Genomic DNA, 18,796 nt, shown 5'->3' with positions numbered 1-18,796 from the left:
GCCATGAGAACCGTACAACAAGAGCGCGCCTCGTTTGCGCTGAAAAAGGTCAAGGAAATCGCCATCGAAAACCGGGAAGAGTTCAGGAAACTGGCGGAAAGTTTCCCGGCCATGATCCGCATGAACGGCCTCGGCCAGGCGGCGGCGTTTTATTTCAGCAAGCGGGAAAAGGAAAAAAACAAGGACGCGCGAGAAATGAACGCTTACGAGCGGCTGTATCTACTGCTGGGAGAATGGCTGACCAAGCCGGGCCAACCTTACGCAAGCTGTGAAAACCTGCTCCAAGGCATCACCCAACAGAATATGCACGCCTACCGACTTGCCCAAGCCGAAGCCCTACTGTTGCTGGACTGGGTGAAGAAATTCGCCAAGGCGTTCGCGGGGGAAGAAAACGTATGAATCTACCGCTGTACGAGAAGGTTCGGTCCGAACCACCCGAATTGGGAGTCAACGGCCATCGGGGCCTGTGGTTCGAGCGATTTTTCGATCAATACGATTCGTCTTGGAAAGTCCTGGAGGAAAAGAAGGACACCAAAGGCAAAAGGGAAGAAGAGCAAGGCAAAACCGCCTGGATTAAGAAAGTCACTGAAGGCTGCTGCGGCAACGGCAACGAGCTCGAGCGCCACGCGCTGCGCCTCGCCCAACGGCTGCAAGCGATCGGCGGTGAATGCCGCGGCTTTCGAACCGATTGGCACTTCGCCACAGGACTCGGAAACCCGCATCCGGTGAAAAACGGCTTCCTCTGGCACCCGACCCTGGGCGTGCCCTATCTCCCGGGCGCGACGGTCAAGGGCCTGGTGCGGGCCTGGGTGGAACAATGGGACCCGAGCCTTTCGCCTGAGGAAAAGCGGATTCGCTGCCTGACCTGGTTCGGCTCGGTTACCAAGAGTGAGGTTCCGGAACAGGCCGGAGAGCTGATCTTCTTCGACGCCCTGCCCATCGAGCCCCCTACACTGGCCCTGGACGTGATAACCCCGCATTACGGCAAATGGTACGAGCAGGGAGGCGAAATCCAAGATCCCGCCAATGAGCCGGAAAAAGTCCCCGCCGACTGGCACGACCCGGTGCCCGTGCCATTCTTGGTGGTCAAGAAAGCCGAATTCCTCTTCGCCATCGCCCCGCGCCGCAAAGCATTCATGGGTGAAGTTCAACCCGCGCTGGACGCTTTGGAAATGGCTCTGGAGTGGCTCGGTGCAGGTGCCAAAACGGCTGTGGGGTATGGACGGATGAAGCCCGCTCTCGATGTAAAGCAGAGAGTGGATGACTTGATACGGGAAGAGCAGGAAAAACGCCGCCGCCGTGAAGAAGAACTCGCCTTACGGGCTAGGCTCGCAAATTTGAGCCCGACGGCACAGTACTGGGAACACCGCATTCGGGACGCCAAGCTGGAATCCGACAAAAACGCCTTCAACCAACATGTCGAGGATTGGCTCAAGAGTTTGGAAGACGACCCTCAGCGCGATGCCATCGCACGCTTGGTCGAGATAACGCGCAAACACTACAAAGGTTTGCTCGAAAACCCGGAAAAAACCGAAGGCAAAAAACAAAAGCCGGCGTTCAGCGAACGGCAGCGCAGCATTGCCCGGCGCCTCAACGCTCTCAGGGGAGACTCCACATGAAGACGTACTGCCTTGAAGTCTCAGGCGACTTCGCCTGCTTTACGCGCCCGGAGATGAAAGTCGAGCGGGTGAGTTACGACGTAATGACGCCTTCCGCCGCCCGCGCGGTGTTCGAGGCTATTCTCTGGAAACCGGCCATCCGCTGGCATGTTCGCCGCATCGAGGTCCTGCGACCGATCCGCTGGATTTCGCTGCGCCGAAATGAAGTTGCCGGAGTGATTTCATACGCCAACGTAAAGAGCGCCATGAAAACGGGCAACGGTAACCTGGCGCAATTCATCGAGGACGAGCGCCAGCAGCGGGCTGGGCTGTTCCTACGCGACGTGGCTTACCGCCTTCACGCCGACCTGGAAATAAAACCGGACGCCGGCCCACAAAACCCGCCGATCAAGTTCCGGGAAATGTTCGAGCGCCGCGCCGGAAAAGGCCAATGCGTGAATCAACCCTATCTCGGCTGCCGGGAATTCGCCGCCCGTTTCCGATGGATACCCGACCCCGAGGCGGACCCCGTCGACCGCTCGCTCCTCGACGAGCGCAGCCGAACCGAGTTGGGGTTCGACCGGCCGCGCGATTTGGGCTACATGCTGTACGACCTGGATTTCACCGATCCGAACGATCCCAAGCCCCTGTTCTTCCGTGCCCAACTGAAAGACGGCTCGGTGAACGTCCCCGACCGCGAAAGCGAGGAGGTGCGGGGATGATTTTGGAGGCATTAAAGAATTACTACGATCGGAAGTCGGACGCCGAAGATGGCTCCATGCCCAAAGAAGGATGGATTAGACGCGGTGTTGATTACGTAGTGGTGCTGGACGCGGATGGAAACTGCCTAAATATCGAACTGGCCGGAAGAGTCGAAAAAGGCAAAATCATTCCAAGAGAAATGCTTGTTCCCGCCATCGGCAAACAGGCATTGAAACATACCAATAGCGGTAATGATGCCAACCTGCTCTGGGATAACGCCAGCTTCGTCTTCGGCACTGGGAAAAAGGGCGAACTAAAAATAGCAAGCTTTCTTTCCACATTGCGAAACTGGTTAGGCGAAATTCAAGATGAAGGCGTGGCGGCCATCGAGCGTTTCTGCTCGAAAGTACAAGGCGAACCAGAAATACTGGCTGGGTTGCTTGAACGGTATCAACTTAAAGAGGAATTCGAAAAGCGCGATCCAATCTTGGTATTCCGACTGATTTCCGATCTTGAAGCCATTCATGCCCGAAAAACTGTGCGGGACGCTTATGAGCAAAAAAGACTGGAAAACCATTCAAAGGCTTCGCTTAGAGGAACATGCCTGATCACTGGCCAAGAAGATACCCCGCTTGCTCCGAATGAGACGGTAATTAAAGGCGTCTGGGGCGGTCAGCCGTCGGGCTGCAACATTGTTTCTTTCAATGCGCGCGCTTTCGAATCATACGGAAAACGCAACCGCAACGGCGAAAATGCCCCGATTAGCATTACTGCATCTTTTGCTTATACGACAGCCCTAAACCATCTGCTTTCGACCGAGCGCCAGCGCGTCCAGGTCGGCGATGCGTCCACCGTGTTCTGGGCGGAACAGCCTCACGATCTGGAAACCTTGACGGCGGACTTGTTCGGCGAACCGCCCAAGGACGAACCCGACTGCGGCACCGACGCTCTGAGAGCGCTCTACCGATCCGTCGAATCCGGCCAATTCGCGACGGGCGATGCCGACACCCGCTTTCACGTCTTGGGCCTCGCGCCCAACACCGCCCGTATCAGCATCCGCTTTTGGGAAACCGCTCCAGCCTACGAGCTGGCCCGGCGGCTCAAGCGCCATTTCGATGACCTCAAGATCGTGCGGGCTCCTAACGATCCCGAACATCTGTCGCTGTTTCGCCTGCTGACATCCATCGCCGTCCAGGGCAAGGCCGACAACATCCCGCCCAATCTCGGCGGCGACATCATGCGCGCGATTCTCGAAGACTTGCCCTACCCGGCCACGCTGCTCAACGCCGCCGTGCAGCGCTGCCGGGCAGAACACAAAGTGACCTATCCCCGTGCGGCGGCGTTGAAAGCCTGGCTGAACCGGGAAATTCGCAGAACCAACCGAAACGCATCTGAACCAGAGAAGGAGTTTGAAGTCATGCTCGATACCGGCAACCCGAGCCCTGCCTATCGCCTCGGCCGTCTGTTCGCCACCCTGGAAAAAATTCAGGAAGAGGCTAGCCCCAGCCTCAATGCCACGATTCGAGACCGCTATTACGGCGCCGCGTCCAGTACGCCGGTGGCGGTGTTCACCACACTGCTGCGCTTGAAAAACCACCATTTGGGCAAGCTGCCACGAGGCCGCGCGGTGCAAATGGAAAAACTGATCGGCGAAATCATGGACGGTCTCACCGATTTCCCGCGCATTCTCGCCCTGCCCGACCAAGGCCGCTTCGCCCTCGGCTACTACCACCAGCGCCGGTCCTTTTTCACGAAACACGACGATCAGCCCACCGAAATATAAGGAGAAAGACCCATGAGCCTGAATAAGCGCTACGACTTTGTACTACTGTTCGACGTCAAGGACGGTAACCCCAACGGCGACCCGGACGCCGGCAATCTGCCGCGCCTCGATGCCGAGACTGGACAAGGGCTGGTCACCGATGTAGCGATCAAAAGAAAGATTCGGAATTATGTTGCTCTAGTGAAGGGAGACAAACCTCCCTTTGACATTTACGTCAAAGAAAAAGCAGTTTTAGGTAGAGCGCATAAAGAAGCATTTACCGACTTGGGGATTTCCTTGGGCGAGGCATCAAGCGTCTTGATTCCTGAAAATCTTCGTGCAGCTTTTGACGATTTCACATTGCCGGAAGGATTAGAAATTGCAGATGACGATGAAGACCGTCCAAATCTGATCGTGGCGGCTGACGCAGACGTAAAAGCTATCAAATCAGCAATTAAAGATGCCAAACCTTCAAAGGAATTGAGGTCTTTTCTCGAAAGCTGCCTCAAAGGCGTTAAGGCGCGCAAACCCAAAGCCGAAGAAGTTAGTAAAGGTAGAGAATGGATGTGTCAGCGTTTTTTTGACATTCGCACATTTGGCGCCGTTATGTCATTGAAATCCGCCCCAAACTGCGGCCAGGTGCGCGGACCGGTACAGCTGACTTTCGCCCGCTCGGTCGATCCCATCATCGCCCAGGAACATTCCATCACCCGCATGGCGGTCGCCACCGAAGCGGAAGCAGAAAAGCAGGATGGCGACAACCGCACCATGGGCCGCAAACATACCGTGCCCTATGGCCTATATGTTGCTCACGGCTTCGTCTCGGCCTTTCTCGCGCAGCAAACCGGCTTCTCCGAGGATGACCTGGAATTGCTCTGGCAAGCCCTGGAGAACATGTTCGAGCATGACCGATCCGCGGCCCGCGGCGAGATGGCGACGCGCGGCCTGTATGTGTTCGAGCATGAGTCCGAACTAGGCAACGCCCATGCGCACAGTCTGTTCGAGCGCATCCGTCCGCAGCTCGGGGACGGCGTTACCGTGCCGCGCAGCTTCGCGGATTACCGGGTGACGGTCGACGAAACGGGTCTGCCGAACGGCGTGAAACTCATCCGGCGGGTGGGCTGAAGGCCTGTCCGTTACCGCTCGTCGTGGACCGGTAAAGCGCCACCCGATGTTATCCATCGAGCGGCGAGAAGACGTTCTCGCGATACATCGGGACGAACCCACAAGGTGTCGTCGTGACCGCGAGGGCGAAAACGATCGAGCGGTAACAGCCCGTCGGCCGATTCCCCTTACCGACAGAAAGGACAGCCATGCCGGAATCCGATGAATTGATCGCCATTTCCGCTCTTCAGCACTACAGCTATTGCCCGCGCCAATGCGCGCTCATCTACCAGGAACAGACATTCACCGAGAACGTCTTCACCGTTCGTGGACGGTTGGTTCACGAACGGGTAGACGAACCGGAGACGCGGATCGAAGGCGATCGCGAAATCCAAACCTCGGTTCCCCTGGTAAGCGAACGCCTGCGACTGATCGGCAAATCGGACGTGGTGGAGATCCTGCCCGACGGTTCCTTGCGGCCGGTGGAATACAAACACGGTCCAAGGCGCCGTCGCGAACACGACGACATCCAGGTCGCGGCACAGGCTATCTGCCTGGAAGAAATGACCGGCAAGCAGATTGCCGAAGGCGTCATCTATCACTACAGCTCGCGGCGCCGACGAATCGTCTCCATCACGCCCGAACTGCGCGCGAAGGTCGAAGACATCACGAAGTCCGTCCGCGACCTCCTCCGGTCCGGAGTAATGCCCCCACCCGCCGACGACCCGGCGCTTTGCCGCGGCTGCTCGCTGAAAGAAGCCTGCCAGCCGGAACTGGTCAACTCCGCTCTTCGAATTCGAGAACTCGCGGAAACGTTATTCGAACCGGACGATATGGAGCTCGCCGAATGATACGGATAGCCAATCGAACCAGAATCCGACCTACCCGTTTATCGGCATCACGGTACCGCTGGAGGAACCGGTCTTTCTCACCTCCTTTCCACGAAGAGCCTATCCCAATAGGCCGTTCGCCCTGAGCGTAGCGCCAGCAAAGTCGAAGGGCCTGTCCTGAGCTCCGCCGAAGGGTTTCTTAAGCCTATTGGGATAGGCTCTAAAAACCTCACGACGTAAATCCAAGTCTTGCCCGTACAAGAAACGAAAACACACCGGGGGAATCCACGCCATGACCGTCCTGCTCAACACCCTTTACGTCACTACGCCGGATGCGTACTTGCGGCTCGAAGGCGAAACCGTCTGCGTGATGATCGAAGAGGAGAAGCGGCTCCAGGTTCCGCTGCATCATCTGGGCGCCTTCGTGCTGTTCGACCATGTCATGTTGAGCCCGGCGCTACTCGGAAGATGCGCCGAAGACGGCCGCTCCATCGTTTGGTTGGATCGGGCCGGACGCTTCAAAGCGCGGCTGGAAGGGCCGGTAAGCGGCAACGTACTGCTGCGTCAGGCCCAGTATCGTGCGGCCGACGATACCTCCCAGACACTCTCGATCGCCCGCGCTACCGTTGCGGGCAAATTGCGCAACAGCCGCCAGGTGCTTATGCGCGGTGCTCGAGAAACCGACGACTCAACGGAACGGGACAAGCTGGTTCAAGCGGCGCGCCTCATCGCCAACCAAATCCGCAAGATCCCGCAAGCCGACAATCTGGACACGCTGCGAGGACTCGAAGGCGATTCCGCCCGCGTGTATTTCGACGCCCTGCCCTATCTCGTGAAGCCGTCGCTGCGCGCGGTCTTCCCATTTTCCACACGAAACCGCCGACCTCCGCGCGACCGCTTCAATGCGCTGATTTCGTTTCTCTATGCGCTGAAGCTGGCCGATTGCCGGTCGGCGCTGGAAACCGTCGGCCTCGATCCGCAGCTGGGATTCCTGCACGCGGTCCGGCCGGGCCGCCCGGCCTTGGCGCTTGATCTCCTGGAGGAATTCCGCGCGCCCATCTGCGACCGGCTCGCCCTGACCCTGATCAACCGCGGCCAAATCCAGGCCAAAGATTTCGATGAACGCGAGGGTGGCGCGGTACTGCTCAACGACAGCGGCCGAAAAACGGTGATCGCCGCGTATCAGACCCGGAAACAGGAAACCTTGAAGCATCCGGTGCTAGACACCGAAGTCTCCGTCGGCCTCCTGGCGCAATTGCAGGCAAGGCTTCTGGCCCGCTTCCTGCGCGGCGATATTCCAAATTACCTACCCTTCCTGAATCGCTGAGGTCAACATGTTGGTTCTGGTCAGTTACGACGTCTCGACGGAAACTTCCGATGGCCGCCGAAGGCTTCGGCGCGTCGCCAAAATCTGCCTTAATTACGGGCAGCGCGTGCAGAAATCGGTGTTCGAGTGCAAAGTCGAACCGATGCAGCTCGAAACCCTAAAGAACGATTTACTCGATATCATCAATGAGGAGGAAGACAGCTTGCGGATTTACCGGATCGTGGAACCCTTGGAGAAAAACGTCATAGAATTCGGCAAATTCAAGGCGGTCGATTTCGAGGACACCTTGATCGTATGAACATCCTGCCGATGCGCGAACCTAGAGTGGCGGGAAAATGCCGGGACATTCGCGCAGTACATAAGCGTATGATTTTATTTGACTTCGTCACCAACGATCGCCTGTCTCGCCCATCTCCGACACTCCTTCGTCACCGGCTCGCGCTTCTCTCCTATTTTTTCTTGATTTATTCTTGCTTTGCCGAAAGGCTGTAACTCCCGGCTTAATAACCGGGAGTGGATTGAAACCCGCAAGAAGAAGCCGCTCGTCGCTAACAGCTGCTGTAACTCCCGGCTTAATAACCGGGAGTGGATTGAAACATGTCGTGCTACTACCCGTGCAAGGTCCCGGCGACGGTAACTCCCGGCTTAATAACCGGGAGTGGATTGAAACTGACCGAAGAGATGAGTGAGGCATGGGGTATTGCTGGTAACTCCCGGCTTAATAACCGGGAGTGGATTGAAACATTTAGCGCACTCGGAGCCAGCGTTTTACTGGCAAGTAACTCCCGGCTTAATAACCGGGAGTGGATTGAAACAAGGCCACCCTGAGCAACCGCTTGTAACGCGCGACGTAACTCCCGGCTTAATAACCGGGAGTGGATTGAAACACGGCTGGGGGGATATGGGTCGCCGCGGCGCCCGGGTAACTCCCGGCTTAATAACCGGGAGTGGATTGAAACTCGTGCGCCAGATAGAGTTGATACTCCTCCATGGTCTCGGTAACTCCCGGCTTAATAACCGGGAGTGGATTGAAACATTGCCCGAATGAAAGCGGAGCTGCCGGAGAACGAAGTAACTCCCGGCTTAATAACCGGGAGTGGATTGAAACATCGCTGCCCTAGTCGCTTGCGTCTTGGTCCTGTTGGTAACTCCCGGCTTAATAACCGGGAGTGGATTGAAACGGCGCCAGCAGGTCGCCGATCAGCGGAGTCTTTTTCGTAACTCCCGGCTTAATAACCGGGAGTGGATTGAAACTGGACAGATCGCTTTATTCAACAACACTTCTCAAAGTAACTCCCGGCTTAATAACCGGGAGTGGATTGAAACATCTTCCTCCTGACGCCGACCCAGTTGAAGCGGGCGTAACTCCCGGCTTAATAACCGGGAGTGGATTGAAACTAATCAAAAACCGGCCGATAGACCCGCCAGCGTAAGGTAACTCCCGGCTTAATAACCGGGAGTGGATTGAAACACCTTGACCATAACCCCAACCCCATAGGTGCACCAGTAACTCCCGGCTTAATAACCGGGAGTGGATTGAAACCTGAAATGTCACCGGCTGCGATAGGGTCAACACTGGTAACTCCCGGCTTAATAACCGGGAGTGGATTGAAACCCTCTCCCCCCTTAAAAAGGGGAGTATCCAGACGGGTAACTCCCGGCTTAATAACCGGGAGTGGATTGAAACGTAAACCATGGTTGCCTCCAAAATTACAGCTAACAAGTAACTCCCGGCTTAATAACCGGGAGTGGATTGAAACTGGACGATTATGTCGCGATCAAGCGCGGCGAGAAAGTAACTCCCGGCTTAATAACCGGGAGTGGATTGAAACTCCGCGAAAGGCCCGTCGTTCAGGGCGGCAAAGAGTAACTCCCGGCTTAATAACCGGGAGTGGATTGAAACGATCATCGCAGGGGCCCAGGAGTAACCGGCCTCAACGTAACTCCCGGCTTAATAACCGGGAGTGGATTGAAACTGGCCCTTCGGAACGATCAGGTGGAGCCGCTCCTCGTAACTCCCGGCTTAATAACCGGGAGTGGATTGAAACTGATCAGTATCAGTAGTTGAGCGCGGCGTCTTCCACGTAACTCCCGGCTTAATAACCGGGAGTGGATTGAAACTCGATGGGCTGGCCGTTGTCGTTGTAGCCCACGAGTAACTCCCGGCTTAATAACCGGGAGTGGATTGAAACCTCCGGGGTGAGGCGGGTACAGCGGCCACAGCGACCGTAACTCCCGGCTTAATAACCGGGAGTGGATTGAAACAATGCAACATCTTCGGTCTGAACCGCACCAGGCGTAGGTAACTCCCGGCTTAATAACCGGGAGTGGATTGAAACTCGACGGAAACGCGGTCAAGTATCTCGCTAGGTGGGTAACTCCCGGCTTAATAACCGGGAGTGGATTGAAACCTGAAAGGAGAGAAATAATGATCAACCTGACTCCGTAACTCCCGGCTTAATAACCGGGAGTGGATTGAAACATCCCATGTCGGAATCGATGAACAAAAGGTCGGTGTAACTCCCGGCTTAATAACCGGGAGTGGATTGAAACGTATGTGCCGCGATCAGGATCCGAGGTGCGGCAGTGTAACTCCCGGCTTAATAACCGGGAGTGGATTGAAACTTCAACCATGTTCGAGCGAATCCGGATGTCGGCATGTAACTCCCGGCTTAATAACCGGGAGTGGATTGAAACCTTGGTTGCCGTGCCGACCGTGCCGACCGTGTGGCGGTAACTCCCGGCTTAATAACCGGGAGTGGATTGAAACTCTGACAATCGCGGTATGCAGCCTTGGTTTTCTGACGTAACTCCCGGCTTAATAACCGGGAGTGGATTGAAACTGGCTATAAGCCGTCGCCGAACTGCCGATGAACGTGTAACTCCCGGCTTAATAACCGGGAGTGGATTGAAACCGGCGTTACCTGCTCCAATGCGGCCAAATCCAACACGTAACTCCCGGCTTAATAACCGGGAGTGGATTGAAACCGGGGTCGAACTGCCGGACTCGTAGAATTCCAGCGGTAACTCCCGGCTTAATAACCGGGAGTGGATTGAAACATGCTTTTCCTGTAGATCAGAACGGAATGTCGTCGTAACTCCCGGCTTAATAACCGGGAGTGGATTGAAACCGGGTTGACGCCGGAGTCGTCGTCTTCCTGCAATTGTAACTCCCGGCTTAATAACCGGGAGTGGATTGAAACCGCCACGTTGACGCCCTTGACCGGCAATCCCAATGTAACTCCCGGCTTAATAACCGGGAGTGGATTGAAACTAGGTATCCCAAGATCGGCAAACGTCAGCAACCAGGGTAACTCCCGGCTTAATAACCGGGAGTGGATTGAAACCGCTTGGCATGCGGATCGCCTGCGCGACGCGCGTGTAACTCCCGGCTTAATAACCGGGAGTGGATTGAAACGCCCATGCGCCCGATGCTGCGCCAGTGCTCGTTGCGTAACTCCCGGCTTAATAACCGGGAGTGGATTGAAACTCGTTCGACGGCGCACCTAGGCTGGCGTTGTACAGTAACTCCCGGCTTAATAACCGGGAGTGGATTGAAACTTCGCAAAAGAGCTGTCATATTGACGGTTCACGGTACGTAACTCCCGGCTTAATAACCGGGAGTGGATTGAAACGAATCCATGGGCGCATCCTGGGCGACGAAAGAGCGTAACTCCCGGCTTAATAACCGGGAGTGGATTGAAACTTGCTCTCGACTTTAATGGCTGCAAAGCGTAGGTCGTAACTCCCGGCTTAATAACCGGGAGTGGATTGAAACGGCCACGTAGACATGAACCCGGCCCACATCATCCGGTAACTCCCGGCTTAATAACCGGGAGTGGATTGAAACTTTTCCTATACAAATAGCTAACGGTGCGACAGTTAAGTAACTCCCGGCTTAATAACCGGGAGTGGATTGAAACGGGCCGGTTTCGACCGTTGCGTTAAGATCGCGGGGTAACTCCCGGCTTAATAACCGGGAGTGGATTGAAACGCCCCGCTACAGGCCGAGATCGAGGCGCTGCGGGCGGTAACTCCCGGCTTAATAACCGGGAGTGGATTGAAACGCCCCGCTACAGGCCGAGATCGAGGCGCTGCGGGCGGTAACTCCCGGCTTAATAACCGGGAGTGGATTGAAACGTTAATGGGGTCCTAGAGGCAACAGCAACAAAGACGTAACTCCCGGCTTAATAACCGGGAGTGGATTGAAACACGCGGAGTGAACATCAACGGGAAAGGCTCGACCGGTAACTCCCGGCTTAATAACCGGGAGTGGATTGAAACCACACATCGCCCACCGCGATACGGTGGCCCGTGAGCGGTAACTCCCGGCTTAATAACCGGGAGTGGATTGAAACCTGCCAACGAGGAGCTGGTCGGTGGAGAGTACCATGGTAACTCCCGGCTTAATAACCGGGAGTGGATTGAAACATCATGCCGGTGATGTAGCAATAATCGACCGTGAGTAACTCCCGGCTTAATAACCGGGAGTGGATTGAAACTCCGCCCGGGCCATTTCCTGGTACGGGATCGGATGTAACTCCCGGCTTAATAACCGGGAGTGGATTGAAACCTGAGAATAAACGGGAGGTCGCTTGAAACTATCCGTAACTCCCGGCTTAATAACCGGGAGTGGATTGAAACGGCTGTGTCGTACTCCGCTTGCGCTTGCGCCAGTTGTAACTCCCGGCTTAATAACCGGGAGTGGATTGAAACCAGGTATAGCCCGTGATAGGGTCCACGGGGGACCGTAACTCCCGGCTTAATAACCGGGAGTGGATTGAAACCGCGCATTGCGATCATTTCAAGCGCGGCACAACATGTAACTCCCGGCTTAATAACCGGGAGTGGATTGAAACCCGAAACGCCCATTGCAGCCGCGACGGTCGATAGACCGTAACTCCCGGCTTAATAACCGGGAGTGGATTGAAACGTGTTGAACAGCCCGAGGATTTCGTCGCGGGCGCGTAACTCCCGGCTTAATAACCGGGAGTGGATTGAAACTCCTGGCCCAGCGCGTCCTCGATGCGGTTCTGTGCGGTAACTCCCGGCTTAATAACCGGGAGTGGATTGAAACGCTCCCGGTCGGTCCCTGTGTCCGGGGTGAAATCAGTAACTCCCGGCTTAATAACCGGGAGTGGATTGAAACCTTTCAACTCACTCGAATGGAGCTCATGAATATGGGTAACTCCCGGCTTAATAACCGGGAGTGGATTGAAACGTTGTAGCACTGGAGCGAGTAGGGGCTCACCATGATGTAACTCCCGGCTTAATAACCGGGAGTGGATTGAAACGGATGGTCGTTGGACTCTTGAATTTACCTATGTTGGTAACTCCCGGCTTAATAACCGGGAGTGGATTGAAACGAATAGGTGATCCGTGGGCGTGTAGGCCATAGAGGTAACTCCCGGCTTAATAACCGGGAGTGGATTGAAACGAATAGGTGATCCGTGGGCGTGTAGGCCATAGAGGTAACTCCCGGCTTAATAACCGGGAGTGGATTGAAACTGCTTCGGTAGCAAGATCGTCAACGACGAGTTGCGTAACTCCCGGCTTAATAACCGGGAGTGGATTGAAACCAACAAGGTTTTGCCGATGTCGCGCCGTGCCATGGTAACTCCCGGCTTAATAACCGGGAGTGGATTGAAACAAATTCAACTTATGATGGTAGGTTTGCGAACCCAGCGTAACTCCCGGCTTAATAACCGGGAGTGGATTGAAACCAATCAATACTTATCTGTCCCTTAGCTGATATCTGTAACTCCCGGCTTAATAACCGGGAGTGGATTGAAACGTCAGAAATTTGTAAAGTCGCAGAGTATGAATTCGGTAACTCCCGGCTTAATAACCGGGAGTGGATTGAAACGACTAATTCTTTTCCCTTGGCTGTTAATTCGATAGTAACTCCCGGCTTAATAACCGGGAGTGGATTGAAACTTGATTACCTCCTGCTGGACAAACGCATAGGTCAATTGGTAACTCCCGGCTTAATAACCGGGAGTGGATTGAAACAAAGCATGAAAGCGGTCATCGTTCACACCCGGAACCGTAACTCCCGGCTTAATAACCGGGAGTGGATTGAAACATCCGGCTCGACGCGCATGGACAACTCCGCGCCGTGTAACTCCCGGCTTAATAACCGGGAGTGGATTGAAACAACGATGACGCTGTCCGCGGTCCGCTCGGACGCCATGTAACTCCCGGCTTAATAACCGGGAGTGGATTGAAACCGGTATGACCCGCCGAGCATGGAGGACAACCGCCCCGTAACTCCCGGCTTAATAACCGGGAGTGGATTGAAACATCCAGCAGAACGCGGTCAATTTCCCGCTTACCGGGTAACTCCCGGCTTAATAACCGGGAGTGGATTGAAACATAACGCCCGAAGCGGGAGCGCAGCGCCGGATAGACGTAACTCCCGGCTTAATAACCGGGAGTGGATTGAAACGGGCTCGGAATGACGGCGTTCAACAGGGCGCCGCGTAACTCCCGGCTTAATAACCGGGAGTGGATTGAAACGAAACGTCTATTTGCACGTTGACGGTCATCGGGTCGAGCGTAACTCCCGGCTTAATAACCGGGAGTGGATTGAAACCGTCCATCACCGACGAGCAGATAGACGACCTCGTGTAACTCCCGGCTTAATAACCGGGAGTGGATTGAAACTGCGCCAATCCGGATGGGGTCACATTGAGTTCTACGTAACTCCCGGCTTAATAACCGGGAGTGGATTGAAACGTCTTCTTCCCTATCCAATGCTTCAGCAATCTGAAGTAACTCCCGGCTTAATAACCGGGAGTGGATTGAAACTAAGTACTCAGCAGCAGCAGGGTCCAACTTGCGGAGTAACTCCCGGCTTAATAACCGGGAGTGGATTGAAACACAAGCATTAAGGTTGTTAGCCATAGAGAATTCTATGTAACTCCCGGCTTAATAACCGGGAGTGGATTGAAACCTCGATCTCCCGTCCGAGGCCTTCATGCCTTCCGTAACTCCCGGCTTAATAACCGGGAGTGGATTGAAACATACACGTGCACGTGCTTACACGACAGATCCTTAACGTAACTCCCGGCTTAATAACCGGGAGTGGATTGAAACCATGCTGGACGCGCAGTTGCGGGCAATGGATCGTGTAACTCCCGGCTTAATAACCGGGAGTGGATTGAAACTATGAGGCCTGGGCCAACGCTTGCCGATTGGCCAAGCGTAACTCCCGGCTTAATAACCGGGAGTGGATTGAAACCTAGCACCCGGAAGCATTCCGAAAACCCACGACGCAGTAACTCCCGGCTTAATAACCGGGAGTGGATTGAAACATCATCAACCGCAACAATTTCACGGTCACCAATACGTAACTCCCGGCTTAATAACCGGGAGTGGATTGAAACGCCACGTGGCAGGGGTGCGGGGCTACGGGCCTGCGTAACTCCCGGCTTAATAACCGGGAGTGGATTGAAACTTTGTTGCTTATTTGTCTTGGGCCAAGCGAAGCGCGGGTAACTCCCGGCTTAATAACCGGGAGTGGATTGAAACCGGCGATGACGGCTCGGGGGAATCGAAAAACCTATGGTAACTCCCGGCTTAATAACCGGGAGTGGATTGAAACTCATCAAGAGCTACGACGCAACCGCAGCGGTTAACCGTAACTCCCGGCTTAATAACCGGGAGTGGATTGAAACTTTTTGAGCAGCATCAATAAGGCCGAATGCTGCCGGTAACTCCCGGCTTAATAACCGGGAGTGGATTGAAACAGGCTTGTTATCGTCGCCTGGTATTCGTTCGTGCGTAACTCCCGGCTTAATAACCGGGAGTGGATTGAAACCCGTCCTACCATCTATTTGCGCCGGACAGCAAAACGTAACTCCCGGCTTAATAACCGGGAGTGGATTGAAACTTTAACCTCCGCGAACTACAGCCCGCCGGGGATCGTAACTCCCGGCTTAATAACCGGGAGTGGATTGAAACCGACGGAATCGGAAGCTTGGCCAATCGGCAAGCATGTAACTCCCGGCTTAATAACCGGGAGTGGATTGAAACTTGTGGCCCTTGACATCGCGGACCGGGCACGCAAGAGTAACTCCCGGCTTAATAACCGGGAGTGGATTGAAACGTTGAACATGCTGGCGGTGCATCGTCAGTTCGCGGGTAACTCCCGGCTTAATAACCGGGAGTGGATTGAAACAACCCAAGATTCGCCCCCCCGGCCGGCGGCAGCGGGTAACTCCCGGCTTAATAACCGGGAGTGGATTGAAACATTGCCAATATTACCAAGAGGCGCCCCCCCGGCCGTAACTCCCGGCTTAATAACCGGGAGTGGATTGAAACGGAGCGATGTACGCCACGAAGCCATCTTCGAGCACGTAACTCCCGGCTTAATAACCGGGAGTGGATTGAAACAAGCCGGTGCGAGGTAAAACGCGTGGAGGGGGTGGAGTAACTCCCGGCTTAATAACCGGGAGTGGATTGAAACCGGATTGGATTCGCTATGCCGATCGGCGTAAATGAGTAACTCCCGGCTTAATAACCGGGAGTGGATTGAAACTTTTTTGAGCCCCTAGGGAGACACCACAGGCTTAGTAACTCCCGGCTTAATAACCGGGAGTGGATTGAAACATGAAGCTGAGGGGAAAAGAATGAACTTTTATAAGACGTAACTCCCGGCTTAATAACCGGGAGTGGATTGAAACCCCCCGGTGGGGGACCCTGGATGACTGGCTGGCACGAGTAACTCCCGGCTTAATAACCGGGAGTGGATTGAAACTTTTTGAGCCCCTAGAGAGACACCACAGGCTTATCGTAACTCCCGGCTTAATAACCGGGAGTGGATTGAAACAGGTTATGCCCGTCCGTGGGCGGTGGTTTGGTTAGGTAACTCCCGGCTTAATAACCGGGAGTGGATTGAAACTGGTTGTCGGTCGAATATTCGATGACATAGTGGTCGGTAACTCCCGGCTTAATAACCGGGAGTGGATTGAAACAAACGCGGCTAGCCGGCGCCCGGCCCGATCCGGACGTAACTCCCGGCTTAATAACCGGGAGTGGATTGAAACTTTGAGCCTTCTTAGGTCCAACTCCAGGACACCCGTAACTCCCGGCTTAATAACCGGGAGTGGATTGAAACCAAATAGCCTGAATAATCTCTCCACCTCTTCCAGCGTAACTCCCGGCTTAATAACCGGGAGTGGATTGAAACATGAAGGCTATGAGAGGAAACGAATGAGCAGATTTGTAACTCCCGGCTTAATAACCGGGAGTGGATTGAAACTGAAAACTATCGCGATCAAAGATCATCGTATCATGCAGTAACTCCCGGCTTAATAACCGGGAGTGGATTGAAACAAATATTTGTCGGCTGTTACAGGATTAGGCGTCTAGTAACTCCCGGCTTAATAACCGGGAGTGGATTGAAACTTTAGTTCCTTTATTACGAACAACGTACTTAATAAGTAACTCCCGGCTTAATAACCGGGAGTGGATTGAAACCGGCCATGCTGGACGCGCAAGCGAAAGCGATGACGTAACTCCCGGCTTAATAACCGGGAGTGGATTGAAACAAAGCTCCTAAATAAATGCCCTTACGGGCCTGGTGTAACTCCCGGCTTAATAACCGGGAGTGGATTGAAACTGCGTAGCGCTGGCAGCTGTGGTGTGCGGTGCGGTGTAACTCCCGGCTTAATAACCGGGAGTGGATTGAAACAAAGCCAAGCTGTGATCTACTACAACGCCGGGTGGTAACTCCCGGCTTAATAACCGGGAGTGGATTGAAACAGGCTGGTGGCATTCGACCCGCCGCATATCAAGCGCGTAACTCCCGGCTTAATAACCGGGAGTGGATTGAAACATAAATAGAACTAAAAGGTACACATGAGGTAAATCGTAACTCCCGGCTTAATAACCGGGAGTGGATTGAAACATGGGAACCGACATCGTACGGAGTGGAAAAAGGCGTAACTCCCGGCTTAATAACCGGGAGTGGATTGAAACATGCTAGGCTTGGTTGCACTACAGTGTACAACTAGGGTAACTCCCGGCTTAATAACCGGGAGTGGATTGAAACGATATAATCCGATACGCGCTCGATGCCGATGAAGCGCCGTAACTCCCGGCTTAATAACCGGGAGTGGATTGAAACCTGATTAGCAGTATGTATGTCTCCATCTAAAAGAAGTAACTCCCGGCTTAATAACCGGGAGTGGATTGAAACTCCTTGATGTCTGAATAGATTAAGCGAGATAGGACGTAACTCCCGGCTTAATAACCGGGAGTGGATTGAAACTGGTAGATCATCGTGTCATGCAGTTTGAACCCGCAAGTAACTCCCGGCTTAATAACCGGGAGTGGATTGAAACCTGGTCAAGTGATTCTGCACATCACCGGAAAGACGTAACTCCCGGCTTAATAACCGGGAGTGGATTGAAACGAAGAACGTGGTTGGATGGATGCCTTTGATGCCGGTAACTCCCGGCTTAATAACCGGGAGTGGATTGAAACCGCGGGGTTGAGGTTCCCGAGGAACTGACTGATGAGTAACTCCCGGCTTAATAACCGGGAGTGGATTGAAACCTCTCCAAGGCAAACACATAGTTACTTCGCTGCTGTAACTCCCGGCTTAATAACCGGGAGTGGATTGAAACCCCGCTATCACTATCCTTAATAGCTAAGCAATGGACGTAACTCCCGGCTTAATAACCGGGAGTGGATTGAAACTCTGTCGCCCTTGACGGATAAGCGTTGGAGAAAACGTAACTCCCGGCTTAATAACCGGGAGTGGATTGAAACGATTTTCATGGTTTTTAGCCCGCAAAATCCACCCGTAACTCCCGGCTTAATAACCGGGAGTGGATTGAAACGTTCGAAGTGGCTGGGCAAGCCAAGGTGCTTGCTCGTAACTCCCGGCTTAATAACCGGGAGTGGATTGAAACGAGATTCAGGCCGCAGTCTACGGCCAGGCACATCCAACGTAACTCCCGGCTTAATAACCGGGAGTGGATTGAAACCCGGACGGATGCCGATCCAGCCCTCGATCAGGTCGTAACTCCCGGCTTAATAACCGGGAGTGGATTGAAACCCACGTGCGTGGGGAACAGATCCCTTGTCTCAATGTAACTCCCGGCTTAATAACCGGGAGTGGATTGAAACCGAGATCGGCCTCGGCTCCCTCAATGTGTCGCCCCGTAACTCCCGGCTTAATAACCGGGAGTGGATTGAAACTCCTTCAATAAATTCACTGGAAGACATGCTGTCGGTAACTCCCGGCTTAATAACCGGGAGTGGATTGAAACGTCATACTTAAGCTTAAAGGTTTCCCCTGTAGCTGTAACTCCCGGCTTAATAACCGGGAGTGGATTGAAACCAGCCGGAGGCGCGCCTCGATCTCGGCCAATGCCGTAACTCCCGGCTTAATAACCGGGAGTGGATTGAAACACCCCGAAGACGCGGAACACGATGTCCACAAGGCCGGTAACTCCCGGCT

Annotated in this window: 8 protein-coding genes and 1 CRISPR repeat array (1 of these 9 cut by a window edge); all 8 genes read left to right on the top strand. The window is 54.4% G+C overall.

What is annotated here, in order from left to right; all coding sequences use genetic code 11:
* Positions 1–3 precede the first annotated feature (3 nt).
* A complete protein-coding gene (gene cmr5, locus QEN43_RS20530) occupies positions 4–399 on the top strand; it encodes a type III-B CRISPR module-associated protein Cmr5 (protein ID WP_317963558.1) in 396 nt (131 codons plus the stop codon).
* Positions 396–1,619 (top strand): type III-B CRISPR module RAMP protein Cmr6, encoded by a 1,224-nt coding sequence (gene cmr6 / locus QEN43_RS20525; protein ID WP_051331585.1) that lies wholly within the window; start codon positions 396–398, stop codon positions 1,617–1,619. The genes cmr5 and cmr6 overlap by 4 nt, the downstream gene beginning before the upstream one ends.
* Positions 1,616–2,320: a type I-C CRISPR-associated protein Cas5c gene (gene cas5c, locus QEN43_RS20520; protein WP_317963557.1), complete on the top strand. Its 705-nt coding sequence runs from the start codon at positions 1,616–1,618 to the stop codon at positions 2,318–2,320. Before cmr6 ends, cas5c begins: the two co-directional genes overlap by 4 nt.
* Complete coding sequence (gene cas8c / locus QEN43_RS20515) at positions 2,317–4,083, top strand: type I-C CRISPR-associated protein Cas8c/Csd1 (protein ID WP_317963556.1); 1,767 nt, start codon at positions 2,317–2,319, stop codon at positions 4,081–4,083. The genes cas5c and cas8c overlap by 4 nt, the downstream gene beginning before the upstream one ends.
* Before the next feature lie 12 nt (positions 4,084–4,095).
* Positions 4,096–5,187: a type I-C CRISPR-associated protein Cas7/Csd2 gene (cas7c, locus tag QEN43_RS20510; RefSeq protein WP_026610090.1), complete on the top strand. Its 1,092-nt coding sequence runs from the start codon at positions 4,096–4,098 to the stop codon at positions 5,185–5,187.
* A 188-nt stretch (positions 5,188–5,375) separates the two neighbouring features.
* Positions 5,376–6,017, top strand: a complete 642-nt coding sequence (gene cas4 / locus QEN43_RS20505; RefSeq protein ID WP_317963555.1) for a CRISPR-associated protein Cas4 — start codon at positions 5,376–5,378, stop codon at positions 6,015–6,017.
* A 271-nt stretch (positions 6,018–6,288) separates the two neighbouring features.
* A complete protein-coding gene (cas1c, locus tag QEN43_RS20500) occupies positions 6,289–7,323 on the top strand; it encodes a type I-C CRISPR-associated endonuclease Cas1c (protein ID WP_026610088.1) in 1,035 nt (344 codons plus the stop codon).
* Positions 7,324–7,330: 7 nt separating this feature from the next.
* Positions 7,331–7,621: a CRISPR-associated endonuclease Cas2 gene (gene cas2, locus QEN43_RS20495; RefSeq protein WP_317963554.1), complete on the top strand. Its 291-nt coding sequence runs from the start codon at positions 7,331–7,333 to the stop codon at positions 7,619–7,621.
* 190 nt (positions 7,622–7,811) lie between these two features.
* A CRISPR array of direct repeats spans positions 7,812–18,796; the repeat unit is 37 nt; unit sequence GTAACTCCCGGCTTAATAACCGGGAGTGGATTGAAAC; it runs 3,207 nt beyond the window's last position.

This window comes from Methylocaldum szegediense, from assembly GCF_949769195.1.
GTDB classification, from domain to species: Bacteria; Pseudomonadota; Gammaproteobacteria; order Methylococcales; family Methylococcaceae; genus Methylocaldum; species Methylocaldum szegediense.
This window is presented reverse-complemented; position numbering and strand designations above follow the sequence as displayed.